The organism is Mesorhizobium sp. M0478 (assembly GCF_040321305.1).
In the GTDB taxonomy this organism is placed as follows: domain Bacteria; phylum Pseudomonadota; class Alphaproteobacteria; order Rhizobiales; family Rhizobiaceae; genus Mesorhizobium.
Genome location: NZ_JAMYRH010000013.1, coordinates 22969 through 47335 on the forward strand (window position 1 = coordinate 22969; position 24367 = coordinate 47335).

At 62.5% G+C, this 24367-nt stretch carries 22 protein-coding genes; 13 read left to right on the plus strand and 9 right to left on the minus strand.

The window, feature by feature from the left end:
• Positions 1 to 116: 116 nt before the first annotated feature.
• From NKI64_RS25465 to NKI64_RS25490, 6 genes are all read left to right on the plus strand, one after another.
• On the plus strand, positions 117 to 959 hold the full coding sequence (locus tag NKI64_RS25465) for a glycosyltransferase family 25 protein (RefSeq protein WP_023690024.1): 843 nt from the start codon (positions 117 to 119) through the stop codon (positions 957 to 959).
• 33 nt (positions 960 to 992) lie between these two features.
• Complete coding sequence (locus NKI64_RS25470) at positions 993 to 3788, plus strand: [protein-PII] uridylyltransferase (protein ID WP_023822843.1); 2796 nt, start codon at positions 993 to 995, stop codon at positions 3786 to 3788.
• A 76-nt stretch (positions 3789 to 3864) separates the two neighbouring features.
• Positions 3865 to 5472 carry a murein biosynthesis integral membrane protein MurJ gene (gene murJ / locus NKI64_RS25475; RefSeq protein ID WP_023745217.1) on the plus strand — a complete coding sequence of 536 codons (1608 nt, stop codon included), beginning with the start codon at positions 3865 to 3867 and terminating at the stop codon, positions 5470 to 5472.
• Positions 5473 to 5645: 173 nt separating this feature from the next.
• Positions 5646 to 6713: a tryptophan--tRNA ligase gene (trpS, locus tag NKI64_RS25480; protein WP_023672858.1), complete on the plus strand. Its 1068-nt coding sequence runs from the start codon at positions 5646 to 5648 to the stop codon at positions 6711 to 6713.
• Between the two features lie 101 nt (positions 6714 to 6814).
• On the plus strand, positions 6815 to 7306 hold the full coding sequence (locus NKI64_RS25485) for a universal stress protein (RefSeq protein ID WP_023672856.1): 492 nt from the start codon (positions 6815 to 6817) through the stop codon (positions 7304 to 7306).
• Positions 7307 to 7507: 201 nt separating this feature from the next.
• On the plus strand, positions 7508 to 8077 hold the full coding sequence (locus NKI64_RS25490; RefSeq protein WP_352534560.1) for a NifU family protein: 570 nt from the start codon (positions 7508 to 7510) through the stop codon (positions 8075 to 8077).
• Between the two features lie 183 nt (positions 8078 to 8260).
• Here NKI64_RS25490 and NKI64_RS25495 read toward each other — a convergent pair whose 3' ends face one another.
• On the minus strand, positions 8261 to 8878 hold the full coding sequence (locus NKI64_RS25495; protein ID WP_023692663.1) for a L,D-transpeptidase: 618 nt from the start codon (positions 8876 to 8878) through the stop codon (positions 8261 to 8263).
• A gap of 238 nt (positions 8879 to 9116) precedes the next feature.
• Between NKI64_RS25495 and cueR the strand changes: the two genes are divergently transcribed.
• Both cueR and NKI64_RS25505 read left to right on the plus strand, forming a co-directional pair.
• Complete coding sequence (gene cueR / locus NKI64_RS25500; protein WP_352670790.1) at positions 9117 to 9551, plus strand: Cu(I)-responsive transcriptional regulator; 435 nt, start codon at positions 9117 to 9119, stop codon at positions 9549 to 9551.
• A gap of 347 nt (positions 9552 to 9898) precedes the next feature.
• Positions 9899 to 10150 carry a hypothetical protein gene (locus NKI64_RS25505; protein WP_023725838.1) on the plus strand — a complete coding sequence of 84 codons (252 nt, stop codon included), beginning with the start codon at positions 9899 to 9901 and terminating at the stop codon, positions 10148 to 10150.
• A 58-nt stretch (positions 10151 to 10208) separates the two neighbouring features.
• On the opposite strand, the gene NKI64_RS25510 is transcribed toward NKI64_RS25505, so the two are convergent.
• The 3 genes from NKI64_RS25510 to NKI64_RS25520 all read right to left on the minus strand — a co-directional run bounded on the left by NKI64_RS25510 (position 10209) and on the right by NKI64_RS25520 (position 12093).
• Positions 10209 to 11288, minus strand: a complete 1080-nt coding sequence (locus NKI64_RS25510; protein ID WP_352670793.1) for a deaminase — start codon at positions 11286 to 11288, stop codon at positions 10209 to 10211.
• 198 nt (positions 11289 to 11486) lie between these two features.
• Complete coding sequence (locus tag NKI64_RS25515) at positions 11487 to 11723, minus strand: hypothetical protein (protein ID WP_352670796.1); 237 nt, start codon at positions 11721 to 11723, stop codon at positions 11487 to 11489.
• 274 nt (positions 11724 to 11997) lie between these two features.
• The gene (locus NKI64_RS25520) at positions 11998 to 12093 is read right to left on the minus strand and encodes a DUF6471 domain-containing protein (RefSeq protein ID WP_352670799.1); all 96 of its coding nucleotides are present in this window, start codon (positions 12091 to 12093) and stop codon (positions 11998 to 12000) included.
• Between the two features lie 120 nt (positions 12094 to 12213).
• On the opposite strand from NKI64_RS25520, the gene NKI64_RS25525 reads away from it, so the two are divergent.
• Complete coding sequence (locus tag NKI64_RS25525) at positions 12214 to 12714, plus strand: MmcB family DNA repair protein (protein WP_352537239.1); 501 nt, start codon at positions 12214 to 12216, stop codon at positions 12712 to 12714.
• A 53-nt stretch (positions 12715 to 12767) separates the two neighbouring features.
• Here the strand turns inward: NKI64_RS25525 and nhaA are convergent, their stop codons facing one another.
• The 5 genes from nhaA to NKI64_RS25550 form a co-directional block, all read right to left on the minus strand.
• On the minus strand, positions 12768 to 13955 hold the full coding sequence (gene nhaA / locus NKI64_RS25530; protein ID WP_352670802.1) for a Na+/H+ antiporter NhaA: 1188 nt from the start codon (positions 13953 to 13955) through the stop codon (positions 12768 to 12770).
• A 371-nt stretch (positions 13956 to 14326) separates the two neighbouring features.
• Positions 14327 to 14890: an ActR/PrrA/RegA family redox response regulator transcription factor gene (locus NKI64_RS25535; protein ID WP_023672848.1), complete on the minus strand. Its 564-nt coding sequence runs from the start codon at positions 14888 to 14890 to the stop codon at positions 14327 to 14329.
• Positions 14891 to 14976: 86 nt separating this feature from the next.
• The gene (locus NKI64_RS25540; protein WP_352670931.1) at positions 14977 to 16302 is read right to left on the minus strand and encodes an ActS/PrrB/RegB family redox-sensitive histidine kinase; all 1326 of its coding nucleotides are present in this window, start codon (positions 16300 to 16302) and stop codon (positions 14977 to 14979) included.
• A 235-nt stretch (positions 16303 to 16537) separates the two neighbouring features.
• Positions 16538 to 19000, minus strand: coding sequence for an ATP-dependent helicase HrpB (gene hrpB / locus NKI64_RS25545; protein ID WP_352670805.1), 2463 nt, complete (start codon positions 18998 to 19000; stop codon positions 16538 to 16540).
• A 41-nt stretch (positions 19001 to 19041) separates the two neighbouring features.
• The gene (locus tag NKI64_RS25550; protein ID WP_352670808.1) at positions 19042 to 19932 is read right to left on the minus strand and encodes a DMT family transporter; all 891 of its coding nucleotides are present in this window, start codon (positions 19930 to 19932) and stop codon (positions 19042 to 19044) included.
• A 26-nt stretch (positions 19933 to 19958) separates the two neighbouring features.
• On the opposite strand from NKI64_RS25550, the gene NKI64_RS25555 reads away from it, so the two are divergent.
• The 4 genes from NKI64_RS25555 to NKI64_RS25570 all read left to right on the plus strand — a co-directional run bounded on the left by NKI64_RS25555 (position 19959) and on the right by NKI64_RS25570 (position 24261).
• Positions 19959 to 20657 (plus strand): PIG-L deacetylase family protein, encoded by a 699-nt coding sequence (locus tag NKI64_RS25555; RefSeq protein ID WP_023715560.1) that lies wholly within the window; start codon positions 19959 to 19961, stop codon positions 20655 to 20657.
• A gap of 254 nt (positions 20658 to 20911) precedes the next feature.
• Positions 20912 to 22243 carry an ABC transporter substrate-binding protein gene (locus tag NKI64_RS25560; protein ID WP_352670811.1) on the plus strand — a complete coding sequence of 444 codons (1332 nt, stop codon included), beginning with the start codon at positions 20912 to 20914 and terminating at the stop codon, positions 22241 to 22243.
• Positions 22244 to 22366: 123 nt separating this feature from the next.
• Positions 22367 to 23314 (plus strand): carbohydrate ABC transporter permease, encoded by a 948-nt coding sequence (locus tag NKI64_RS25565; RefSeq protein ID WP_031198535.1) that lies wholly within the window; start codon positions 22367 to 22369, stop codon positions 23312 to 23314.
• Entirely contained in the window at positions 23311 to 24261 is a 951-nt protein-coding gene (locus NKI64_RS25570) for a carbohydrate ABC transporter permease (protein WP_023696983.1), read from the plus strand. The genes NKI64_RS25565 and NKI64_RS25570 overlap by 4 nt, the downstream gene beginning before the upstream one ends.
• Positions 24262 to 24367 lie beyond the last annotated feature (106 nt).

Consider the following 24367-nt stretch of genomic DNA (forward strand, 5'->3'; position numbering starts at 1 on the left):
AGGGGCGATTTCCACTTTTCGATCGTGGCCGTCATCGCGCACATCGAGGGAAAATCGCTTACGCAACTTTGTTCCCATGCTATGGACGCGCGTCCCACTGCATCGATCCCACCCAAATGAAATGCCTGATTATCAATCTCGATCGGTCCCGCGATCGCCTCGCCCATGTAACGGCGGAGTTCGCGCGCATCGGCATCGCCTTCGAGCGGGTCGCCGCCATCGATGCGCGAGATCGGCCGGATCTGGCCGAAATGCCGCAGGGCAAGAAGCATTTGCGCCTGGCCGACGCCGAGATTGCCTGCCTGCTCAGCCACCAACAGTGTTGGTCGACGATCGCTGCAGGTGAGGATGCTTACGCGGCGATTTTCGAGGACGATGTCGTTTTCCCGGACAAAGCCGGCGCTTTGCTTGCCGATGCGGGCTGGATTCCCGCCGATGCGGACATCGTCAAGTTGGAAACGTTCTTCAACCGGACCGTAATTTCACGCAAGCAAGTTGCCTGCGGCCACGGTTTTTCTGCGAGCAGACTGCACGGGCTCCATATCGGTACGGCGGGATACATCCTGTCCAGACAGGCCGCGCGGGACCTTCTTGCGGCAACGAATGAGATCAGCATTCCCGTCGATCACCTCATCTTCAATCCGCGTTTTGCTACCTCGTCCGACAAGGTCATTTACCAACTCGTCCCAGCATTGTGCCTGCAGGCACAATTCCTCGGCGACAGTCCGGTGAGATTGCCAAGCCTGCTCAAGCAGGAGCGAACAGAGGAATGGGTGGCAAGCGGGATAGGTAAACGGCGCCCCAGGCCAATCACCGCCAAGGTAAGGATCGAGACCAGGCGGTTGACGCGGCAGATCGCCGATCTCTTCCGGCTCCGGCGCGAGATGATCATCCCTTTCTGGTATCGCGGCCGACGCGTCCGTCCGCCCCATACACAGCGCCGTGAAAACGCGCTATAGACGCCGCGCAAAGGCGAGGCCCACCGGCAATCCATGGCAAAAATCTCCCTCAAGCTCGACGCGCTGATCGACAGCGAGGCTTTGCGCCGCGACATGACGGCGCTGATCTCGGCGGCCAGCGGCATCGAGCCCGGCGCGCGCGTCGGTGCGCTCCGGCTGCTGAAGGATCGGCTGACCGAGGGCCGCAAGGTTGCCGAGCGCATGCTGATGGACGATGGCAGCGGCACGGCCTGCGCCGCCCGGCTGTCGCATCTGATGGACGAGATCATCCGCGCCCTCTACGAGTTCGCCGCGACCCACGTCTACCGGGTGAAAAGCCCCTCGACCGCAGAGCGCATGGCGGTCGTCGCCGTCGGCGGCTATGGCCGCGGCACGCTGGCGCCGGGCTCCGACATCGACCTGTTGTTCCTGCTGCCCTACAAGCAGACGCCGTGGGGCGAACAGATCGTCGAATATATGCTCTATATGCTGTGGGACCTCGGGTTGAAGGTTGGCCACGCCACCCGCAACATCGACGAGTGTCTCAGGCTGTCGCGCAGCGATATCACCATCCGCACCACGATCCTGGAAGCGCGGTTCCTGTGGGGCGAACAGAAGCTCTTCGACGAATTGCTCGCTCGCTTCGACCATGAAGTGGTGCGCACCACCGGACCGGAATATGTGCAGGCCAAGCTCGCCGAACGCGACGATCGCCATGCCAAGGCCGGCGAAAGCCGCTATCTGGTCGAGCCCAACGTCAAGGACGGCAAGGGAGGCCTGCGCGATTTGCAGACGCTGTTCTGGATCGCCAAATACTTCTATCGCGTGCGCACAGGCGAGGAACTGGTCGACAAGGCTGTGTTCACCGAGGCCGAATACCGGGAATTCCTCAAGGCCGAGGATTTCCTGTGGGCGGTGCGCTGCCACATGCATTTCCTCACCGGCAAGCCAGAGGAACGGCTGCATTTCGATATCCAGCGCGAGATCGCCGAACGGCTGGGCTACACCACGCATCCCGGTCTGTCGGCGGTCGAGCGCTTCATGAAGCACTACTTCCTCGTCGCCAAGGATGTCGGCGACCTCACCCGCATCTTCTGCGCCGCGCTCGAGGAAGAGCAGGCCAAGCATGTGCCCGGCTTCAACCGCATCTTCCTCACCTTCCAGCGCCGCAAGCGCAAGCTGGCAGGCACGTCGGACTTCATTGTCGACAATCACCGCATCAACGTCGCCGACGACAGCGTGTTCGAGCGCGACCCGGTCAATCTGCTCAGGCTGTTCTGGTTCGCCGACAAGCACGGGCTGGAGTTCCATCCCGATGCGCTGAAGCTGCTCACCCGCTCGCTCGGTCTGGTCAACAAGTCGCTGCGGCGCGACGAGGAGGCCAACCGGCTGTTCCTCGACATCCTGACCTCGGACCGCAATGCCGAGCTTAATTTGCGGCGCATGAACGAGGCCGGCCTGCTCGGCAGGCTGATCCCCGATTTCGGCAGAATAGTCGCCATGATGCAGTTCTCGATGTACCACCACTATACGGTGGACGAGCACCTGATCCGCTGCATCGGCGTCTTGGCCGAGATCGAGCGCGGCGACGGCGAAAAGGTGCATCCGCTCTCGCACACGCTGATGCCGGGGCTAGAGAAGAGCCGCGAGGCACTCTATGTCGCGGTGCTGCTGCACGACATCGCCAAGGGCCGGCCGGAGGATCACTCAGAGGCCGGCGCCCGGATCGCACGCCGCATCTGCCCGCATATGGGGCTGTCGGCGGCCGACACCGAGACCGTCGCCTGGCTGGTCGAGAACCATCTGGTGATGTCGATGACGGCGCAGACGCGCGACCTCAACGACCGCAAGACGATCGAGGATTTCGCCTCGATCGTGCAATCGGTCGAGCGGCTGAAAATGCTGTTGATCCTGACCGTCTGCGACATCAGGGGTGTCGGGCCGGGCGTGTGGAACGGCTGGAAGGGCCAGCTCCTGCGCACGCTCTACTACGAGACCGAACTGCTTTTGACCGGCGGCTTCTCGGAAGTGTCGCGCGCCAAGCGGACGGCGGCGGCGCGCGAGCGGCTGGCCGAGGCGCTGGCCGATTGGCCGGACAAGGCCCGCAAGCGCTATGTCGGCCTGCATTACGAGAACTATCTGCTGACGGTCGACCTCCCCGATCAGCTGCGCCATGCCGAATTCATTCGCGAAGCCGACGCGGCAGGCAAGAAGCTCGCCACCGTGGTCAGGACCCACCAATTCGAGGCGGTGACCGAGATCACCGTGCTGGCGCAGGATCATCCGCGCCTGCTTTCGGTCATTGCCGGCGCCTGTGCCGGCGCCGGCGGCAACATCGTCGACGCGCAGATCTTCACCACGTCCGACGGCCGCGCGCTGGACATCATCCTGATCTCACGGGAATTCGACCGCGACGAGGATGAGCGCCGTCGCGCCGAGCGCGTCGGCCGGCTGATCGAGGACGTGCTGTCGGGCAAGAGCTGGTTGCCGGAGATGATCGAGAAGCGCACCCGGCCGCGGCGCGGCGCCAAGGTGTTCAAGATTCCGCCGCGCGCCGAAATCCGCAACACGCTGTCGAACCGGTTTTCGGTGATCGAGGTCGAGGGACTCGACCGGCCTGGGCTGTTGTCGGAAATCACCAGTGCGTTGTCCGATCTCTCGCTCGACATCGCCTCGGCCCACATCACCACCTTCGGCGAGAAGGTGATCGACACTTTCTATGTCACCGACCTGACGGGGCAGAAGATCGACAATCCGGCGCGCACCGCCGCCATCCACACAAGGCTGATCGCGGCACTTGAAGGCGTTGTCCCGGAGCGCGGCGGCAAGGCCAAGGCGGCGGCCGAGTGACCATCACTTTGTCCCAATCACCCCCTTTGTCCCAATCATCCCCTTTGTCCCAACCATCCAGGCAATCTCCCCGCGCATGAGCCTCGTCAAGAAATTCGCCACGGTTGCGTCCGGCACGCTGATGAGCCGCGCCCTTGGCTTTGGCCGCGAAATGCTGATGGCTGCCGCACTCGGCACCGGGCCGGTGGCGGACGCCTTCAACGCCGCCTTTCAGTTTCCCAACACGTTTCGCCGGCTGTTTGCAGAAGGCGCCTTCAACGCCGCTTTCGTGCCGCTGTTTGCCAAGGAGATCGAGACCCACGGCACCGACGGCGCCAAGCGCTTTTCGGAGGAAGTGTTCGGCGTCCTGTTCACCGCACTTCTGGCGCTGACCATCGTCATGGAATTGGCGATGCCGCTGATCGTGCGCTATCTCGTGGCGCCGGGCTTTGCCGACACGCCGGGCAAATTCGAGACGACCGTCCTGCTGGCGACGATCATGTTCCCGTATCTCATCTGCATGTCGCTCGCAGCCATGATGGCCGGCATGCTGAATTCGCTGCGCCGCTATTTCGCGGCTGCCGTGGCGCCCGCATTCCTCAACATCATCCTGATCAGCGTGCTCGGCTACGCCTGGTACCACGGCATGGATGCCCGTGAGGTTGGTTTCAGCCTGTCCTGGGGCGTGCTGGCGGCGGGGCTGGTACAGCTTGCCATTGTCTGGGTGGCGGTGCGCAATGCCGGCATCGCCATCGGTTTTCGCCGGCCGAAGATGACGCCCAACGTCAAGCGCCTGCTGATCCTGGCGCTGCCGGCGGCGATCACCGGCGGCATCACCCAGATCAACCAGCTGATCGGCACGGCGATCGCGTCGGCGCAGGACAGCGCCGTGTCGTCGCTCGCTTACGCTGACCGCATCTACCAGCTGCCGCTTGGCGTCGTCGGCGTTGCCGTTGCCATCGTGCTGCTGCCGGAGCTGTCGCGGGCGCTGAAATCGGGCAATCTGGTCGAGGCGGCCAATCTGCAGAACCGCTCGGTCGAGTTCACCCTGTTCATGACCTTGCCGGCGGCGGCGGCACTGTGGGTGATGGCGGAGCCGATCGTGCGGCTGGTCTATGAGCGCGGCGCCTTCGCCGCCAACGGCTCGACGCCGACGGTGGCCGCGATCCTGGCGATCTTTGGCCTCGGCCTGCCGGCCTTCGTGCTGATCAAGGCTTTCACTCCCGGCTATTTCGCCCGCGAGGACACGCGCACGCCGATGATGTTCGCCGCCATCTCGGTCGGCGTGAACGTGATCACCGCGCTGACGCTGTTCCCCAAAATGGGCGCGCCCGGCATTGCGGTGGCCTCGGCCGTCGCCGGCTGGGTCAACGCGGTGATGCTGCTTGCGGTGCTGATCCGACGTGGCCATTGGGGCCGCGACGTGCCGCTGTTGAAGCGCATTCCGCGCCTGGTGCTGTCGGCTGCGGTGATGGCGGTGGCGCTCTATTTCGCCGAGCACTGGCTGGCCGTCAGGCTCGGCCCCGGCTCGCCACTGGTGATCAAGGCCGTGACGCTTCTCTCATTGGTAGCCGGTGGGGCGCTGCTCTACTTCGTCACGGCTTTCGCCACCGGCGGCGCCGATTTCGGAATGATCCGGCGCAATGTGAAACGCGGCTCGGGCAAGGCAGCGGCGCCAGCGCCAAAGGCCGATCTGGACGAATAGTCCGGGCGAGCTAACAGCAACACCGGTCTTGATCCTCTCCGCCCCTTCGTCCATAAGCGCGCCGTCGCAAGACTTTCGCCGCGCGTGGTTTCCAGCCGCGTGATTGGCTCCGAAAGGTCTGCAACTTTTCGGAAACACGCTTAATCGGCCCTCCACAAGCCCATGAGGAACCCATGACCGCCTTCAAACAGCTCGTCTTTTCCGGGGTACAGCCGACCGGCAATCTGCATCTCGGCAACTATCTCGGCGCCATCAAGAAATTCGTTGCGCTTCAGGACACGTCAGACTGCATCTATTGCGTCGTCGACCTGCATTCGCTGACCGCGCAGCTCGTCCATGACGACCTTGCCGACCAAACCCGCTCGATCACCGCTGCCTTCCTCGCCTCCGGCATCGACCCGAAGAAGCACATCGTCTTCAACCAGTCGCGGGTGATGCAGCATGCCGAGCTTGCCTGGATCTTCAATTGCGTGGCGCGCATCGGCTGGATGAACAAGATGACGCAGTTCAAGGACAAGGCCGGCAAGGACCGCGAGAACGCCTCGCTGGGCCTGCTTGCGTATCCCTCGCTGATGGCGGCCGACATCCTGCTCTACCGCGCGACCCATGTGCCGGTGGGCGAGGACCAAAAGCAGCATCTGGAGCTGACCCGCGACATCGCGCAAAAGTTCAATAATGATTTTTCGAGCCGCATCGCCAGTCTTGGCGTCGGCGTCGAGATGCAGGTTGGCGAAGAGACGGTAAACGGGTTCTTCCCGATAACCGAACCGGTGATCGGCGGGCCGGCGGCGCGCATCATGAGCCTGCGCGACGGTTCGAAGAAAATGTCGAAGTCGGACCCGTCCGACCTGTCGCGCATCAATTTGACCGACGATGCCGACACCATCTCGAAGAAGATCCGCAAGGCCAAGACCGACCCGGAAGCGTTGCCAAGCGAAGTCGACGGCCTGGAAAGCCGCCCGGAAGCGGAAAACCTGGTCGGCATCTATGCAGGGCTGGCCGAGATGTCGAAGGCGGACGTGCTGAAGGAATTCGGCGGCCAGCAGTTTTCCGTGTTCAAGCCGGCGCTCGCCGACCTTGCCGTGGAAAAACTGGCGCCGATCGCCGGCGAGATGCGCCGTATCGAGGGCGACCGCGCCTATGTCGACGCGGTGCTGAGAGACGGCGGCGAACGCGCCGGCGCGCTGGCTGAGACCACCATGAAGACGGTACGCGACATTATAGGCCTGTTGCAGGGCTGATCCTACCGTCAGTGCACCGCACCATTCTGGCCCAAGGCCGGCGGCTTGCCGCCGGTCTGCCGCGGTGGCAGATTGCGGCCGAAAACATCGAGTAGATAGACATGGTCTCCAAACGCCTCAGTCGCGAAGCCGGCCATCGCAGGAAATTCCTGACGATCATCGACGACACGCCGGAGTGCGAGCGCGCCGTCGCCTACGCCTCCAAGCGGGCGCAGAGCACCAGCGGCACGCTGGTGCTGCTCTACATCATCACACCGGACGACTTTCAGCACTGGCTGGGCGTCGAGAAGATCATGCGCGAGGAAGCCAATGCCACGGCACGCGCGGCACTCGACGGCTACGCCAACAAGGTGCGCCAGAAGCTTGGCATCGAGCCCGAGATGGTGGTGCGCGAAGGCAAGCCGACCGAAGAGATCCACAAGCTGATCGAGGAAGACCAGGACATCGCCATCCTGGTGCTGGCGGCAGGTGCCGGCAAGGAAGGACCCGGGCCGCTGGTCGGGGCTGTTGCCGGCAAGGGCGCCGCCTTCCCTATTCCGGTCACAGTGGTGCCGCAGAACCTGTCTGACGAGGAGATCGACAGCCTCGCATAGAGAGTGATGCCGGAAGTGTGAAGCGGTTTCGGATAACATCACGATCCTGGATTTATAGCCCGCGCGGGATTCATTCCCAGCCAGCAAAAACATTCCGCCAGCCAGCCGTTTTGAGCGACGCGTTTCGCTTGAATGTCCAGCCGATTGAGCCTATTTAGAACTATTCCAAACTAGCTGCCCGACTGGGGCACGGAGACGGCCATGTTCATCCAGACCGAATCGACGCCGAACCCGGCAACGCTGAAGTTCCTGCCCGGCAAGGAAGTCCTTGTTGAAGGCACCGCCGATTTCCGCGACGCCGACAGTGCAGCCAGCGCATCGCCGCTGGCCGGCCGGCTGTTCGAGATCCCCGGCGTGACCGGCGTCTTCTTCGGCTATGACTTCATCACCGTGACCAAGGACGGCCCGGACTGGCAGCACCTGAAGCCGGCGATCCTGGGCGCCATCATGGAGCATTTCATGTCGGGCGCGCCCGTGATGATCAACGCCGGCCCCGCCGCCGAGACCAGCCAGACCGGCGAATTCTACGACAAGGCCGATGAGCAACTGGTCATCACCATCAAGGAACTGCTCGACACCAGGGTGCGCCCGGCGGTTGCCCAGGATGGCGGCGACATCACCTTCCGCGGCTTCGAGAACGGCACCGTGTTCCTGCACATGAAGGGCGCCTGCGCCGGCTGCCCGTCCTCGACGGCGACGCTGAAGCACGGCATCCAGAACCTGCTCCGCCACTTCGTGCCGGAAGTACAGCAGGTCGAGCAGGTCTCCTAAGACCCCTTCACGCATTCGAGCGAGCAACAAAAAACCGGGCCAGATTGCCCGGTTTTCTGTTTTGGACGTCCGTTGTTGCCTAGACGGTCCGCGTACGAAGGGTAACGCCTATTTTGACCATGATCTTCCCGAAAACCGGTTCCACTTTTCGCTTTCGTGGACCTCGGTTCCGGATCATGGTCCCTACATCACGATGACCTTGGCACCGACCGACGTGCGGTCGTAGAGGTCGATGATGTCCTGGTTCATCAGCCGGATGCAGCCTGACGACATCGCCTTGCCGATCGAATTCCATTCCGGACTGCCGTGCAGGCGGTAGCCCATGTCGCCGCCCTTGTTGAACAGATACATGGCGCGCGCGCCGAGCGGGTTCTTCAAGCCCGGCTCCATGCCGCTCGCGAACTTCGCTAGCTCCGGCTGGCGCTGGATCATCTGCCGCGGCGGCGTCCAGGTCGGCCATTCGCGCTTCAGCGCGATATGGGCGGTGCCGTGCCATTCAAAGCCTTCGCGGCCGACGCCGATGCCGTAGCGGATCGCCCGGCCGTCGCCTTCGACGAAGTAGAGAAACTTGTTCTGGGTATCGACGACGATGGTGCCCGGCTTTTCCGAGGTGTCGTAGTTCACCTCTTGCCGGTGGTACTTCAGCGGCACCCTCTCGATCGGGATGCGCGGCAGTTGGTAGCCTGCATCGTTCACCGAACCGTAGTTGTTGGTGAACAGTTGCGAGCCGATCGTGCTGCAACCCGAGATCGCGGCCGACAACGCAAGTGCGGCGACGATTGCAAATGACTTCATGCGCATGAAATGGCCCGATGCCCCGCCAAGATGTCGCGACACGTTACGGCCGCTTTTCCTGAAATCATTCATGCTGGCATTTGCTTTGCTTGCCAAGCGCGCGATGCCTATATGCAGGAGCTTACGTGCCGGTAAGCCGTCAACTATGGCATTTCGGCAACAGGACTCACGGGATTGTGAAGGAAAAACAATGGGCGGCCCTGTCGGATAGCCTAGAATCAGGGAACCACATCGAGGAATCACAATGAATGTAGGCGATGCCGCGGCGCGGTCCGGCCTGCCGGCCAAGACCATCCGCTACTATGAAGAGATCGGCCTGATCGCGCCGGCGCGCGCCGGCAATGGCTATCGCGATTATTCCAGCGACGACATCCATCGGCTGGCCTTCCTGCGCCGTGCCCGCAACCTCGGCTTTTCAATCGACGATTGCCGCCAGCTGATGGCGCTCTACCGCGATCGCAGCCGCGCCAGCCACGATGTGCGCGAGATTGCCGCCGCCCATGTGAGCGCCATCGAGGAAAAGGTGCGCGAGCTGCAGTCGATGCGCACGACCTTGCAGACGCTGATCCAGGCCTGCCATGGTGACGACCGGCCGGATTGCCCGATTTTGGATGACATTGCGGGGGCTGCGCAGCCGCAGACAGGCGGGCCACGGTTTGAAGCACGGGCGCCGGGATAGACTGGGCGCCGGACGCGCAAGAAAAACCTCCAAAGGTCTATATCTCATTTGGCTAAAATTACGGAACGTCCAATGGACAAGAACGGAACCAAAGCGGTTACATCAGACCTTTGCGCTCACGACGTAAGACTTTAGTCCGGCCGATTTATAGCTAAGAACGGAAGTCGATCGGCACGACATAGGGCCGCTGCGGATCAATACCAGACTGCACCCAGACGAATATGGTGCGATCGCGGAAGACGCTCGGATCTGCCGCCGCTCTTGGGTTGTCAACGATAGAATCGCCTTCCAAGATGAGATTGTCTGGTTGGCGAACTTCAAACCCGAGAGACCGCTAAGGGCATCCAATGAGCGAGAATGTCGGCCTCATTATTTATCCGGTACCCAGCCTAGTCGCGACCCTGCTTAACCGGGAGCGAACAAAGGGCAGTCCTTTGACAGAGGAAGAAGTGATCCAAATCCGCGACACCTGCCCGGCGATCGCGATGCCTCCCGACGTTGCTCGACAGGTGGATGAGTCACGAGGCTATCTCGATATTGATCCAGAAAATTGCTGGGAAGAATGGCAACGAGTTCGGAAGGAGCTGGCCGAAAGTTAAGGCATTATGGAGCATAACTCACCAAATATGATGATGTTTGCCACCGTTGGCGGCGGATTCATTGTGCTGGATCCGCGCCGTCACTGATTAACGTTGAAGGCGCTCTGCTGATTATCTCGCCTTCAAGCGCCTGATAAAACGGGAATTTGATATCAATGTATGGCGTCGGAACTCCATTCTTGCCCGCATATTGGACCAGTCTTCCCGTGCCACGGCTCTTCCGCGCTGAACGCCCGAAAAGGTCACTATATCGGCGCGGCGTCACTCCGAAGAAATGTTCAAATATGACAGAGGGGTAGTCTCGATATTTGCCACGATCGCCGCCCTCCACCAGAAGCGCATCAGCATGTAGATCAAAAGCTAGGCTCTTTGGGTACGGCTCCAAAAACACAACCCGCTCTATCCCGCTTGCTATGATGTGCTTTGCGCACATATGGCATGGGAAAGTAGTGCAATGGAGTGTGCCGCCTTTAACGGCAACACCAAGCCGAGCAGCGACAGAAATTGCAGACATTTCAGCGTGGACGATACGACCGTATTCGAGTGCATCCATGAACTGACTGTCTTCAATTTTGGGATCAGAAAGCAGAGCATCGATGTCTGCGTCGGGCTGGATTACGCGGATTATCTCACTCAGAATTTCACGTTTCCTTTGGTCATTTGAGTCCACTCCACGCACGTACTCACGGTCATCGAATGCCTCGTCGCACCAATATGTTCCCCCTGTGGCCTTGGGAACTTCGTTGGACCCGAGCGACACGACCTCACCTGTTTTGGAAAATATTGCGGCTCCAACTTGCCTGGAGAGGTCCAAAGTTCGAAGTGCAGCCGCCTTGGCTAAAAACATGCCGTATTCCATATGTGTCGGTGAGATAATGTTTGAGCCAAAGATAAGCTCACACATTCTCTCCACCTGGTCCTTGACCGTCTGCGGCGAATCCAAATTGATAATCAGGTCGGCGTCATGAAATATCTTGGCTACCCTCTGTCCATGCGCTTGCCCGACCTCGTTTTCATCATCTTGTATTATTTTTTCGGCGAGGTCACGGTAGCGATAAGGTCCAGATTCGTTCTTACTGTGAGCAAAATCCCTTGAAAGAAAATCTACCCGTGATCCCCTGCGAGAATATATAGACACTTGAAAGAATAATCGTCCATATGCAGATCGGAGGAGGTCAATTTCCTCTTTTCGTTTAAATTGATGCAGAAGGTATACAGTTCGAGAGAACTTATCGTCTTTTTGAATGCGAATGCGCTGGCGAACTATCCTAGCTATTGCTGAAACCGCCAGAACGTCATCGGTAAATTCTGCCCTAAGTTGATTTCCGTACGCAATCTATGAGCGGAAGCGTTTGAACCTATCTCTTCGTTCTAGTTCGATGCCAGGAGTTATGTAATTCTGCATTATATCAAATATATCGGTGACTTTGATTTCAACAACACGATAGTTTCGCTGCTCGAAATAGGTCCTAAACTCCTTTACAGCGGGTATATGGTCAGCGCCAATTGGCGCGACAAATCCGAAGAACATTTCCGGGAATTCGATTCGTGAAATAGCAGCGGATGTACTCATTTTGTTCTCCCCTCCCACGCTTTTTTATGGTATGATATAGATCAACGCTAGATTGATGGTGATTCGTTATGAAGCGACCGACGCGACATTCACGGCACGATCTCGCAATCTCTAGCCAGGCGCTTTTGATTCGCCATCAGGCTCATCTTGATGGATGGCGCAACGAAAGATCACTTTCGCGCGCCGAGGAATATCATATCTCTGATGACGAGACTGCGCCTGCCCCCGGCGCAACGACTCGTGTATTATGCGAGCCTCCGTCAGAATAGTCGAGCTACGCCTCCAGACTGACTTGCCGGACGCCGATCACATCCATGCACATCATAAAGAACGCGGCGGTGAAGCTGCCACGGTTTATCTTGTTTGCCAAGTTGCGGTCGCTGTCATGCGCGCCGCGATCCTTCAGCTTTTCCGCCAGAACGGCATACGTTTACAATCCATTTCCAAAAACAGGTTCAAACCGTGAACAAAATCTGGCATGGTGGCTGCCATGCCGATCATCTCCCCGATTCTCCTCAATCCCCTGATCGATGGCCGCCAGTCGGAACGCGCCATGCTGGTGCGGCGTGGCGTGCAGCGGCTGCTTATGCAAATGGGCATGCATGTGCTGCCCGAACTGTCGCTGGCCACCGGGCGGCGCGCCGACCTTGTGGCGCTGACCAGGCAGGGCGACATCTGGATCATCGAGATCAAATCCTCGATCGAGGATTTTCGCGTCGACCGCAAATGGCCTGATTACCGGCTGCACTCCGACCGCTTCTTCTTCGCCACGCATCCGGGCGTGCCCTCGGATATTTTTCCGGAGGAATGCGGCTTCATCCTGTCCGACGGCTACGGCGCCGAGATTTTGCGCGAGGCGCCCGAGCACCGCATGGCCGCAGCAACGCGCAAGGCGCTGATGCTGCGCATTGCACGGGCGGGTGCGGCGCGGCTGCTGGCGGCGGAACTGGCGGGTGTGGCGGTGCCGGCGCTGGCGGGAGAGAGCGAGTAGACGAAGCTCAAGTTCCTCGCCCCGCTTTGCGGGGGCGAGGAACCCAAGAACACCTACTCCACCACCTCCTCCACCCCTGCCGCCGGCGCCATCAGGAGCACGGCGGCACCCAGCAGCGCTGCAACGAAGGACCCCGCCAGGATGCCGACCTTGACGGCGTCCTGCAGCGCCACGTCGTTGGCGAAGGCGAGCAGGCCGATGAACAGGCTCATGGTGAAGCCGATGCCGCAGAGCAGCGAAATGCCGATCATGTGCAGCCAGCCGGCATTGACCGGCAGGTCGGCGAAGCCGAGCCGGATCGCCAGCGCCGAGGAGCCGAAGACGCCGGCCAGCTTGCCCAGCACCAGGCCGGCGGCAACGCCGAGCGTCAGCGGCTCGACCAGGGCAGAGGCGCTGAGGCCGGCCAGCGACACGCCGGCATTGGCAAAGCCGAAAATCGGGATGACGAAGAACGGCACGATCTTGTGCAGGCCGTGCTCCAACCGGTGCAGCGGCGAATGGTCGAGATCGTGCCCGCTGCCGGGAGAAGTTTTCAGCGGAATGGTGAGCGCCAGCGCCACGCCGGCCAGCGTCGCATGCACACCCGATTTCAGCACGAGCACCCACAGCACGGCGCCGAGCACGAGGTAAGGCGTCAGCCTCGTCACCCGCATGCGGTTGAGCACGATGAGCACCGCGATGACGGCGAAGGCCGCACCGAGATAGGCCAGCGACAGGCCGCTTGTGTAGAAGATGGCGATGATGATGACGGCGCCGAGATCGTCGATGATGGCGAGCGCGGTGAGAAAGATCTTGAGCGACGCCGGCACGCGGTTGCCGAGCAGCGACAGCACGCCGAGCGCAAAGGCGATGTCGGTGGCGGTCGGGATCGCCCAGCCGGAGAGCGCGGCGGCGTTGTTGCGGTTGATGGCGACATAGACGAGTGCGGGAACCAGCATGCCGCCGGCGGCGGCGACGCCCGGCAGCACGCGGCGCGGCCAGGTCGAGAGCTGACCGTCGAGCATCTCGCGCTTGATCTCGAGGCCGACCAGCAGGAAGAACACCGCCATCAGCCCATCATTGATCCAGTGCGACACGCTGAGCGGGCCGAGATAGGCGTGGAGAGCGGCGAAATAGGTTTCGGCCAATGGTGAATTGGCGACGATCAGCGCAAGGGCTGCCGCAACCATCAGGATGATGCCGCCCGCCGCCTCGCCGTCGAGGAATTCGCGAAGGATGGATTTCGGCTGCTTGTCGCGCATCTGTGCTCCGTTGCCGGGTTTTCCGGCGGCGTTATTGCCGATGATGGGCAAAGGTCGATGGCAAGGCAAGCGCAACTGTTTCCAGCGTTGGCGCCGCCCCTCATTGTCCTGCCGGACGTTCGTCATTCGAAAAGCCAAGCAGTTGGCTTTTCGTCCGCTTCGCGGACCATTCCTCAACTCCCCACATAGCGACGGGGAGAAAGAGGCAGCTTCAGCCTCGCCGTCGTCTCCTGCAACGCCGGCGATTGGCGAAACCGGCGATGAGAGCGCCCCTCTCCCCCGTCTCTATACGGGGAGAGGATGCCGGCAGGCAGGTGAGGGGCAGCGCTGAGGTTCGGCAATTGGCCGCCGGCGCCACCGGCGCGTGAACCTCAGCGTGGTGCGCGCTTGGCGAGTATGCGCTGCAGCGTGCGGCGATGCATGTTGAGCCGGCGCGCGGTTTCCGACACGTTGCGGTCGCACATTTCGTAGACGCGCTGGATGTGTTCCCAGCGCACGCGGTCGGCCGACATCGGATTTTCCGGGGGGGCGGCGCGCTCGCCGGCGGTGCGGGTGAGCGCTGCAAACACGTCGTCGGCGTCAGCCGGCTTCGACAGATAGTCGATGGCGCCGAGCTTCACCGCGGTCACCGCGGTGGCAATGTTGCCGTAGCCGGTGAGGATGACGGTGCGGGCATCGTCGCGCTTCTCGCGGATGGCGGCGACGACGTCGAGGCCGTTGCCGTCGCCAAGCCGCATGTCGACCACCGCATAGGCCGGCGGGTGGGCGCGCGCCTTGGCCACTGCCTCCTCGACGCTCTCGGCCGTCTCGACCACGAAACCCCTGGTTTCCATGGCGCGGGCCAGCCGCGTCAGGAACGGCTTGTCGTCGTCGACGATGAGCAGCGAGGTGTCCTCGCCTTCGACCATTGCGCCAATTGCTTCTTCGCCAGTCATTATCTCAAAAAATCCTGCTGCCTTAATTTTACGCAGATATAGTTCCTGAACGCCATTGTCCAATTTTGCCGCCTCCGCCAAGGCTTTTACGCGGTGTCGAACATCGAGATCCCCACCGATTCCGGGTTGAGGAAGACCGTGCGCGGCCACGATATCTGCACGATCGCGCCTTCGCCCAGTCCGCTCGAATTGCGGAAATCGAGCGTGGCGCCGGAGCGTTCGAGCAAGGTCTTGGCGATGAACAGCCCGAGACCCAGGCCACCGCCGGCCTCGTTGCCCTGGCGTGTCGACATATAGGGCTCGCCGATGCGATCGATGATTTCGGGCGGAAAGCCCGGCCCGTCGTCGATGATCGAGAAGGTGACGTCGAGCTCGTCCCAGCTCCAGCGCACGGTGACGGTCTTGCGGGCGAAGTCGACGGCGTTCTCGACCAGATTGCCGAGGCCGTAGATGACGCCGGGGTTGCGCCGTCCCACCGGTTCGGGGCCGACGCGCTCGCCCGGCCGAAGCTTGATCGAGATGCCGAAATCGCGGTGCGGCGCCGTCACCTCCTCGACCAGCGAGGTCAGCGGCAGACGCGACAGATGCGCCTCGCCCTCGGAGGACAGGCTGGTCAGCCGCTTCAGGATCTCGCGGCAGCGCTCGCTCTGCGACCGCAACAGCTTCACATCCTCACCATATTTCGGATCGTTACCCAGCGCCTTCTCCATTTCCTTGGAGACAAGCGCGATGGTGGCGAGCGGCGTGCCGAGTTCGTGCGCGGCGGCGGCGGCGAGGCCATCGAGCGCCGACAGATGCTGCTCGCGCTGCAACACCAGTTCGGTGGCGGCAAGCGCATTGGCGAGCAGGCGGGCTTCCTCGGCAACGCGGAAGGCATAGATGGCAGTGAAGGCGATCGAGGAAAACACCGCCATCCATATGCCGGCGACATAGATGAATGGCATGGGCAGCGGCGCGCCCTCGTACCATGGCAGCGGCTGGTGGAAGAAGACCAGCAACGTGGCCGCCGCCATGACCAGCGCGCCGAGCACCGCAGTTAACCGCAGCGGCAGCGACGCCGCCGAGATGACGACGGGCACGGTCATCAGCACCGAGAACGGGTTGGTGAGGCCGCCAGTCAAAAAGAGCAGGCCGGCAAGCTGCAGGCTGTCGAAGGTCAGGATGAAAAAGGCTGAGAACGGGGTCAGCCGGTGCGCTGCCGGATAGCGGAAGGTCAGCACCAGGTTAAGCCAGGCCGAGCAGGCGACCAGCGCGAAGCAGAGGCTGACCGGCAGCGGGAATTTGAGCCCATAGGCGACGACCAGCACCGCCAGGCTCTGGCCCACGATGGCCAGCCAGCGCAGCCGGATCAGCGTGTTGAGGCGCAGCCGCTGGCTTTGCTGGAAGTCTGGCGCGTGCAGGATGTTGATCATGGCCAAGGATTATAGCCGGGAAAGGATGAGCGCTAGTAGCGCTGCAGCAGGGGTTTCATAGATGCGGACCGTTGATGGGATGGGCTAAGACTCGCGCTTTCGTCATCCTATGGTCTGCGCCGCGTCGCTTCGCTCCTTGCTACGCCCGTGGATGACGACGCGATGAATGTTTTACGCTAATCGCCAATGTGTGCCGCCCGTTGAAGCAAGCGGCTCGCCAGGCATTGGTTCAAGGTTAGGTGCCTCTTGGCTTCGCTCTTGCCGTCGCCGCAGCGAGCAGCGGATTTTCCGGCCAGACATGGCGGGGATAGCGGCCGCGCATATCGGTGCGCACATCGGCCCAGGAGCCGCGCCAGAAGCCGGGCAGGTCGCGCGTCGTCTGGATCGGCCGGTGCGCCGGCGACAACAGCTCGAGCGTCAGCGGCACGGTGCCGTTGGCGATTGCTGGATGGCGGTCAAGGCCGAACAGCTCCTGCACGCGGATCGCCAGCACCGGCCATTCGCCGTCATAGCGGATCGGCACATCGCTGCCGGACGGCGCGTCGAAATGGGTCGGCGCCAGTGTGCCGATCTTGCGCTGCAAATCATGCGGCACCAGCGCCATCAGGCCCGACGACAGCGTGCCGGGATCGATGGCGGCGAAGGACGCCTTGCCCGACAGGAACGGCAGCAGCCAGTCGTCGAGGCGTTCGAGCAGGGCGGCTTCCGAAACATCGGGCCAAGGCGCGCCTAGGCCGCGATGCAGCCAGCCAAGCCGTTGGCGCAGCGTCTCGCCGTCCTTGCTCCATTCCAGCAGCGACAGGCCGTGCTCGCGCAAGGCATCCAGGATGGCGCGGTCGGCGTCTGTTCCAGTTGGTGCGGGCAGCATGCGCTCCGACAAAGTGATGGCGCCGAGCCTGGCGGTCTCGCGCACGCGCACCGCGCGCCGCTCGCGGTCGAAGCTTGTCTCGCGGCGCGTCTCGATCCTGTCGGCGAGAGCGGCACGGATGTCGGTCTCGTGGACCGCGGCCGCGGCGGTTATACGGGCGTTTTGCGCCTTGCCTTGCAGATCGGCGATGACCAGCCAGGTCTCGCCGGCCAGCGGATCGGCGGCATCGAGCATGGCGCCGGAGCCGTTGGCGAGCACGAAACGCCCGCGCTCGCCGCGCGCTCTGGCGACACGGTCCGGCCAGGCGTGGATGAGGAGAAGACCGGCAGAAGCGGTTTCGCTGCTCTTGGCGCCGCCCGCCTGCTTCGCCAATCGCCCGGCAAGCTGCCTTGCCGCAACGGCGCGCGGTGACTTTTCCGTGCGGAAGCGCATCAGGCGCCGTTCGAGGTCGGCGCCGTCGCCGCCAAGGCCACGCTCGGTGAGCAGGACGGCTAGCATCGCAGCTTCGAGCGCGTGGCCGCCGCCAGCGGCTTCAGCGACCATGTGTGCGAGCCGCACGGGCAGCGCCAGCTTGCGCATCGCGCCGCCTGCCTCCGTCAGCCGTCCGGCCGCGTCGATGGCGTGCAGCGCCGTGAGCAGCGCCCGCGCCTCGTTGAGCGCGGGAATGGGCGGCGGATCGAGGAAGGAGAGACTTGCGGGATCGGCGACGCCGAAGGCGGCGCAATCGAGCAGCAGGCCGGACAGGTCGGCTTCCAGAATCTCGGGCGGGGTGAACGCGGGAAGGGCCGCCGTCTGCTCGGCCCGCCAGAGGCGGATGGTGACGCCTGGCTGCGTGCGCCCGGCGCGGCCGGCGCGCTGGTCGGCGGACGCCCTGGAAACGCGCACCGTCTCCAGCCGGGTCAGGCCGCTCGCCGGTTCGTAGCGCGGCAGCCGCGACAGGCCGGAATCGATGACGACGCGCACGCCGTCGATGGTGATCGAGGTCTCGGCGATCGACGTCGCCAGCACCACCTTGCGGCGGCCGGGCGGCGCCGGTTTGATGGCGGCATCCTGCGCCCTGTTGTCGAGCTGGCCGTAGAGCGGCACGATGTCGGTGTCGGCGCCGAGCCGGCCCTGCAGCCGCTCGGCGGTGCGCTCGATCTCGCGCTGTCCCGGCAGGAAGGCGAGCACGCTGCCGCTCTCGCCGGCAAGAGCGGAGCGGATCGCCTTGGCCATGGCGTCTTCGATGGGAACGCCGGCTGGCCGCTCGTCGTATCTGACATCTACGGGGAACGCACGGCCTTGGCTTTCGATCACCGGGGCGCCGGACAGGAGTTTCGCGACGCGCGCGCCATCGAGCGTTGCCGACATCACCAGCAGCCGCAAATCCGGCCGCAGCGCGCCCTGCACGTCGAGCGCCAGCGCCAGGCCGAAATCGCCGTCGAGCGAGCGCTCGTGGAATTCGTCGAAAATCACCGCCGAGACGCCGGGCAGTTCCGGATCGTCTAGGATCATGCGCGCCAGGACGCCTTCGGTGACGACCAGGATTTTTGTCCGGGCCGATGTGCGGTTTTCCATGCGCATGGCATAGCCGACAGTGGCGCCGGGCTCTTCATCAAGCAATTCGGCCATGCGGCGGGCGGCGGCGCGGGCGGCGAGCCGGCGCGGTTCGAGCAGGACGATCTTGCCGGCGACCAGCCAGGGCGCATCGAGCAGCGCCAGCGGCACCAGCGTCGTCTTGCCGGCGCCAGGCGGCGCCACCAGGACGGCGCTGTTGCCGGAGCCGAGCGCCTCGCTCAGGGCCGGCAGCACGGCGGATACCGGAAGCTCCGGCAAGGATCTCGTCGTCATTGCGTCCGCATATCAGCGGTCACTATGGCCATGCAACCGGATCAAAGCCTCGTGCGCGCAAACGGGTTCCAGCGCACCGTGCCCAGCCGCACCTCCTCGCGCACCATGGTGAGCAGGCCGGACGCGCCAACGACGGCCAAGCCGACCAGCGATATCCAGTCCGGATACTCCTGGAAGAACAACGCACCGAGGATCACCGCCCAGACGATCTGCGAATAATGCGTCGGCGCGATGCGGTTGGCCGGTGCGTATTTGGCGGCCAGCAGCTGCAGCAATTGGCCGCCGGCGGTAAAGGCGCCGCCCAGCACCAGCCACAGCAGCTGCATGGCGTTGGGGAGGGTGAACGATGTGGCGATGGTGCCGGCCCCGTTGAACAGCAGCCCGTAACCGATGAGCACGCCGAGCATGGTGGTGCGCTTTTCCTGCTGGGCGAGCGACCGCATCAGGATGACGCTGGCCGCGGCAAGGAAGGCCACCGTGAAGGCGGCAAGGTGTCCGAGATGCAACTCGCGAAAACCTGGCCGCACCACCAGCATGACACCTGCAAAGCCGGCAACCACCGCCAGCCAGCGCCATGGACCGACCTTTTCTTTCAGGATGACGGTCGAGAGAATGGTAAGGCAAAGCGGCGCCAGGAAGATCAGTGCATAGGTCTCGGCCAGCGGAATGGTGGTGAAGGCGTAGACGCTGAGCACGCCCGAGGCGATGCCGGCCCAGGCGCGGGCCTGCACCGCCCATGGCCGCCCGGTGCGCCAGAAGTCGCGCCAGCGCTCATCGACTGGGCGGCTGAAAAACAGGAAGCAGCCGGCAAACAGCGTGATGAAGAAGCCGATCTCGAAGACGGTGAACTGTCCGCCAAGGCTCTTGATAACGGCATCGCTGCACGAATAGCTTGCATAGGCGATGAGGGCGAGCAGGATTCCGTTCGTCACGTTTTTCCATTTCCGGGGAGAGTGCAGTGAAGGTATTGGCGCTCGGCGCGCATCCCGACGACATCGAGATATTCATGTTCGGTACGCTGGCTGCCTATGCCACGCAAGGCGCAGAACTGACTTTTGCCGTGGCCACGGATGGCGCCAGGGGCGGCATGGGCGACCCGAGCGTTTTGGCTCGTGTCCGCCGCGACGAGGCGGCGGCCGCTGCGGCGTTGCTCGGCGCAACCCTTCGCTTTCTCGACTTTCCCGACGGCGAACTGGTGGCCGATGCGGCACTGATCGCTTCGCTGAAAGCGCTGATACGCGAGACCGCGGCGGATCTGGTGATCACGCATGCCCCCAACGACTATCACGCCGACCATCGTGCTTTGTCGGACGGCGTGCGCATCGCGGCCTCGTTCGGCGTCCCCGTGCTGCATGCCGACACGATGGGCGGCACCGGCTTTGCGCCGACGCATTACGTCGACATTTCCGCCTACGGCGATATCAAGACGCAGGCGATCCGAGCGCACCAGTCGCAGTGGCCGGAGCAATATGTCGACAGAGCGCGCGTCCAGAATGAGTTTCGCGCCGGGCAATGCAACAGCGTTCCCGGCTCCCTGGCCGAGGCCTTCCGATTCGAGCCGACATTTCCCTTCGCCGACATCCGCGCGCTGCTACCGCCCGCGCCCCCTGTTCGGCCGGTGACGCCGCAGACGAAAATTATAGGCGACCCCGGCTAAGCAACTTCCGGGCGAGCCGTCCGGCAATCATTTCCCAACGATTTCAATCGCCGTTTCGCCATGTTGCGGCGCAGCGACGAATTCGCTTGCCTTGTTTAGTAAAAATTGCATCACTAAACAAATTACTAAACATCTGCGGCGCACCGCGCCGCCCTGGCGACGCATAGTGCGCCGTGTTTAGCCCCTCGGAGGAGCGAGGGTTGAGGGGTTCTTGAAACGGCCATCCGGGCGCGTTTCGCAAATGGGAGGAAGGCATGAAATCGAGCTTGAAACAGGCGTTGGGGCTGGCCTCGGCGATTACCGCGTCGACAGCCGTCTCGAACGCGGCGCACGCTGAAGACCTGACGCTTTGCTGGGCCGCCTGGGATCCGGCAAACGCGCTGGTCGAACTGTCCAAGGATTTTACCAAGGAAACCGGCATCGGCATGAAATTCGAATTCGTGCCGTGGACCAACTATGCCGACCGCCTCCTCAACGAGCTCAACTCGCACGGCAAACTTTGCGACCTGATCATCGGCGACAGCCAGTGGATCGGCGGCTCGGCCGAGAACGGCCACTACGTCAAGCTGAACGACTTCTTCGACAAGGAGAAGATCAGCATGGACGACTTCGTGCCGGCAACCGTCGTCGGCTATTCCGAATGGCCGAAGAACACGCCGAACTACTGGGCGCTGCCGGCCATGGGCGACGTCGTCGGCTGGACCTACCGCAAGGACTGGTTCTCCAAGCCGGAACTGCAGAAGGAATTCAAGGAAAAGTATGGTTGGGACCTCGGCCCACCGACCACCTTCGACCAGCTGAAGCAGGTCGCCGAGTTCTTCCAGAAGCGCGAGATCGACGGCAAGACCGTCTATGGCGCTTCGATCTACACCGAGCGTGGCTCGGAAGGCATCACCATGGGCGCCATGGACGTGCTCTACAGCTACGGCTTCCAGTATGAAAACCCCAAGAAGCCCTACGAGATGGAAGGCTTCGTCAATTCGCCAGACGCGGTCAAAGGCCTGGAGTTCTACAAGTCGCTCTACGATTGCTGCACGCCTCCGGGTGCCTCGAACAGCTATATGGGCGAAGGCGTCGACGCCTTCAAATCCGGTCAGGTGGCCATGCACATGAACTTCGCCTTCACCTGGCCCGGCCTGCAGAAGGACGAGAATGTCGGCGGTGACAAGATCGGCTACTTCGTCAATCCGAAGGGTCCCGGCGGTGCCCAGTTTGCGCAGCTTGGCGGCCAGGGCATTTCGGTCGTGTCCTATTCAGACAAGCAGGAATCGGCGCTGAAATACATCAAGTGGTTCGCCAACAAGGATGTGCAGGCCAAATGGTGGTCGCTCGGCGGCTATTCCTGCCTGAACGCGGTGGTCAAGGACCCGGCCTTCCCGTCCAGCCAGCCCTATGCACAGACCTTCCTCGACTCGATGGCGATCGTGAAGGACTTCTGGGCCGAGCCGAGCTACGCACCGCTGCTGCAGGCGTCGCAGAAGCGCTTCCACGACTATGTCGTTGCCGGCCAGGGTTCGGCCAAGGACGCGCTTGACGGCCTGGTCAAGGACTGGACGCAAGTGTTCCAGGACGACGGCAAGATGTAACCGGACAACGGTTTAACGGCTCCTCCCGAGTCGCGCCGACGCGTCCCGTGCCGCCCTTGGCACGGGACGCAGTTCAGATAAATTCCAGTGTCGAGACTTGACGTGACCGAAGCAGGACTCACCATGCTCAATCGGACTGCGGAGAACGTTGCCCGGGCGACCCCGGAGCCGTTGGCCCGCAAGGTCCGGGGCATCAGCGACAAGGGCCTCGCCTGGCTGTTCATCTCGCCGACGATCCTGTTGCTCTTGGCCATCAACATCTTCCCGCTGTTCTGGGCGATCTACCTGTCCTTCACCAACTTCCGCGCGAACCGCCCGAACGAGGTGGTGAAAAACCTCGGCTTCGCCAACTACCAGCGCATCCTCGGCGACCAGGACATCTGGATCGCCATGCAGACGACGGCGCATTTCGTGTTCTGGACGATCCTGCTGCAGACGCTGATCGGTTTCACGCTGGCATGGCTGATCGACAGGAAGTTTCGCGGCCACGCCTTCTGGACGACCATCATCCTGGTGCCGATGATGCTGTCGCCGGCGGTGGTCGGCAATTTCTGGCGTTTCCTCTACGAGCCGCAGATCGGCCTGTTCGCCTACGCCATCTCGTTCGTCACCCGGATACCACCGACCGACATCCAGATGCTGTCCAACGTGTCGCTGGCGCCGTGGTCGATCATCATCGTCGACACCTGGATGTGGACGCCCTATGTCATGCTGATCTGTCTCGCCGGCCTGCGCTCCATCCCCGAATACATCTATGAAGCCGCCGAGGTCGACCGCGCGTCCAACTGGCGGCAGTTCTGGTCGATCACGCTGCCCATGGCGCTGCCCTTCATCATGCTGGCGGTGCTGTTTCGCGGCATCGAGAACTTCAAGATGTTCGACATGGTCAACCTGCTGACCGGTGGCGGGCCGGGCTCGACCACCGAGGTCGCCTCGATCACGCTGAAGCGGCAGGCCTTCGAGAGCTGGCGCACCGGATATTCCTCGGCCTTCGCCATCATCCTGTTCGTCGCGGTGTTTGGGCTGGCCAACATCTACGTCAAGGCGCTGAACAAGGTGAAGCAGAGATGAGCCTGACCACCGCCCACTCCGTCGTCGCCCCCTCGGCCAATTCGAAGCGGATCGCCGGCACGATCATCGTGCTCTACGCGCTGATCTCGATCGTGCCGTTGCTGTGGATCTTCGCCACCAGCTTCAAGACGCCGCCGGATTCGATCGCCTATCCGCCCAAGATTCTGTTCCAGCCGAGCATCGAGGGCTATTGCAACCTGTTCACGACGCGCACCAGGCAAACGCCCGACTACATCAACTCGCTCGGACCCGCGACCGGTTTCTGCGACGAGACCTCGCGCAAGCGCAACATGGTGATTGCCGGCCCGTCCAATTTCCTGCCGCGCTTCGTCAACTCACTGATCATCGCCTTCGGTTCCACCTTCTGCGCCGTATTCCTCGGCACGCTTTCGGCCTACGGTTTCTCGCGCTTCAAGGTGCCGCTGGCCGATGACCTTCTGTTCTTCATCCTGTCGACGCGCTTTATGCCGCCGATCGCGGTCGCGATTCCCATCTACCTGATGTACCGCGAGCTCGGCCTGTCCGACACCGCGCTGGGCATGATCCTGCTCTACACCGCGGTCAACGTGTCACTCGCGGTGTGGCTGCTGAAAGGCTTCATCGACGAGATCCCGCGCGAGTATGAGGAAGCGGCGATGATCGACGGCTATACCAGGCTGCAGGCCTTCTGGCGCACCGTGCTGCCGCAAGCGACTACCGGCATCGCCGCGACCGCCATCTTCTGCCTGATCTTCGCCTGGAACGAATATGCATTCGCTGCACTCTTGACGTCCGGCACCGCGCAGACCGCGCCGCCCTTCATCCCGACCATCATCGGCGAAGGCGGCCAGGACTGGCCGGCGGTGGCGGCCGGCACGACGATCTTCCTGGTGCCGATCCTGGTTTTCACCGTCCTGCTTCGCAAACAATTGCTGCGCGGCATCACTTTTGGGGCGGTGCGCAAATGATTGGTGTGCCAGGTCGACCCCCACTCCCTCGAGCTTCGCTCGACACCTCTCCCCCGATCGACGGGGTAGAGGAAGGACGCGAACTTCATTCAGCCAGGCTCCCTTC

Excerpts from the sequence above, each read along its gene's own strand:
- NKI64_RS25465 (WP_023690024.1), top strand. The coding sequence starts at position 117 with ATGAAATGCCTGATTATCAATCTCGATCGGTCCCGCGATCGCCTCGCC.
- NKI64_RS25470 (WP_023822843.1), top strand. The coding sequence starts at position 993 with ATGGCAAAAATCTCCCTCAAGCTCGACGCGCTGATCGACAGCGAGGCT.
- murJ (WP_023745217.1), top strand. The coding sequence starts at position 3,865 with ATGAGCCTCGTCAAGAAATTCGCCACGGTTGCGTCCGGCACGCTGATG.
- trpS (WP_023672858.1), top strand. The coding sequence starts at position 5,646 with ATGACCGCCTTCAAACAGCTCGTCTTTTCCGGGGTACAGCCGACCGGC.
- NKI64_RS25485 (WP_023672856.1), top strand. The coding sequence starts at position 6,815 with ATGGTCTCCAAACGCCTCAGTCGCGAAGCCGGCCATCGCAGGAAATTC.
- NKI64_RS25490 (WP_352534560.1), top strand. The coding sequence starts at position 7,508 with ATGTTCATCCAGACCGAATCGACGCCGAACCCGGCAACGCTGAAGTTC.
- NKI64_RS25495 (WP_023692663.1), bottom strand. The coding sequence starts at position 8,878 with ATGCGCATGAAGTCATTTGCAATCGTCGCCGCACTTGCGTTGTCGGCC.
- cueR (WP_352670790.1), top strand. The coding sequence starts at position 9,117 with ATGAATGTAGGCGATGCCGCGGCGCGGTCCGGCCTGCCGGCCAAGACC.
- NKI64_RS25505 (WP_023725838.1), top strand. The coding sequence starts at position 9,899 with ATGAGCGAGAATGTCGGCCTCATTATTTATCCGGTACCCAGCCTAGTC.
- NKI64_RS25515 (WP_352670796.1), bottom strand. The coding sequence starts at position 11,723 with ATGAGTACATCCGCTGCTATTTCACGAATCGAATTCCCGGAAATGTTC.
- NKI64_RS25525 (WP_352537239.1), top strand. The coding sequence starts at position 12,214 with ATGCCGATCATCTCCCCGATTCTCCTCAATCCCCTGATCGATGGCCGC.
- nhaA (WP_352670802.1), bottom strand. The coding sequence starts at position 13,955 with ATGCGCGACAAGCAGCCGAAATCCATCCTTCGCGAATTCCTCGACGGC.
- NKI64_RS25535 (WP_023672848.1), bottom strand. The coding sequence starts at position 14,890 with ATGACTGGCGAAGAAGCAATTGGCGCAATGGTCGAAGGCGAGGACACC.
- NKI64_RS25540 (WP_352670931.1), bottom strand. The coding sequence starts at position 16,302 with ATGATCAACATCCTGCACGCGCCAGACTTCCAGCAAAGCCAGCGGCTG.
- hrpB (WP_352670805.1), bottom strand. The coding sequence starts at position 19,000 with ATGACGACGAGATCCTTGCCGGAGCTTCCGGTATCCGCCGTGCTGCCG.
- NKI64_RS25560 (WP_352670811.1), top strand. The coding sequence starts at position 20,912 with ATGAAATCGAGCTTGAAACAGGCGTTGGGGCTGGCCTCGGCGATTACC.
- NKI64_RS25565 (WP_031198535.1), top strand. The coding sequence starts at position 22,367 with ATGCTCAATCGGACTGCGGAGAACGTTGCCCGGGCGACCCCGGAGCCG.
- NKI64_RS25570 (WP_023696983.1), top strand. The coding sequence starts at position 23,311 with ATGAGCCTGACCACCGCCCACTCCGTCGTCGCCCCCTCGGCCAATTCG.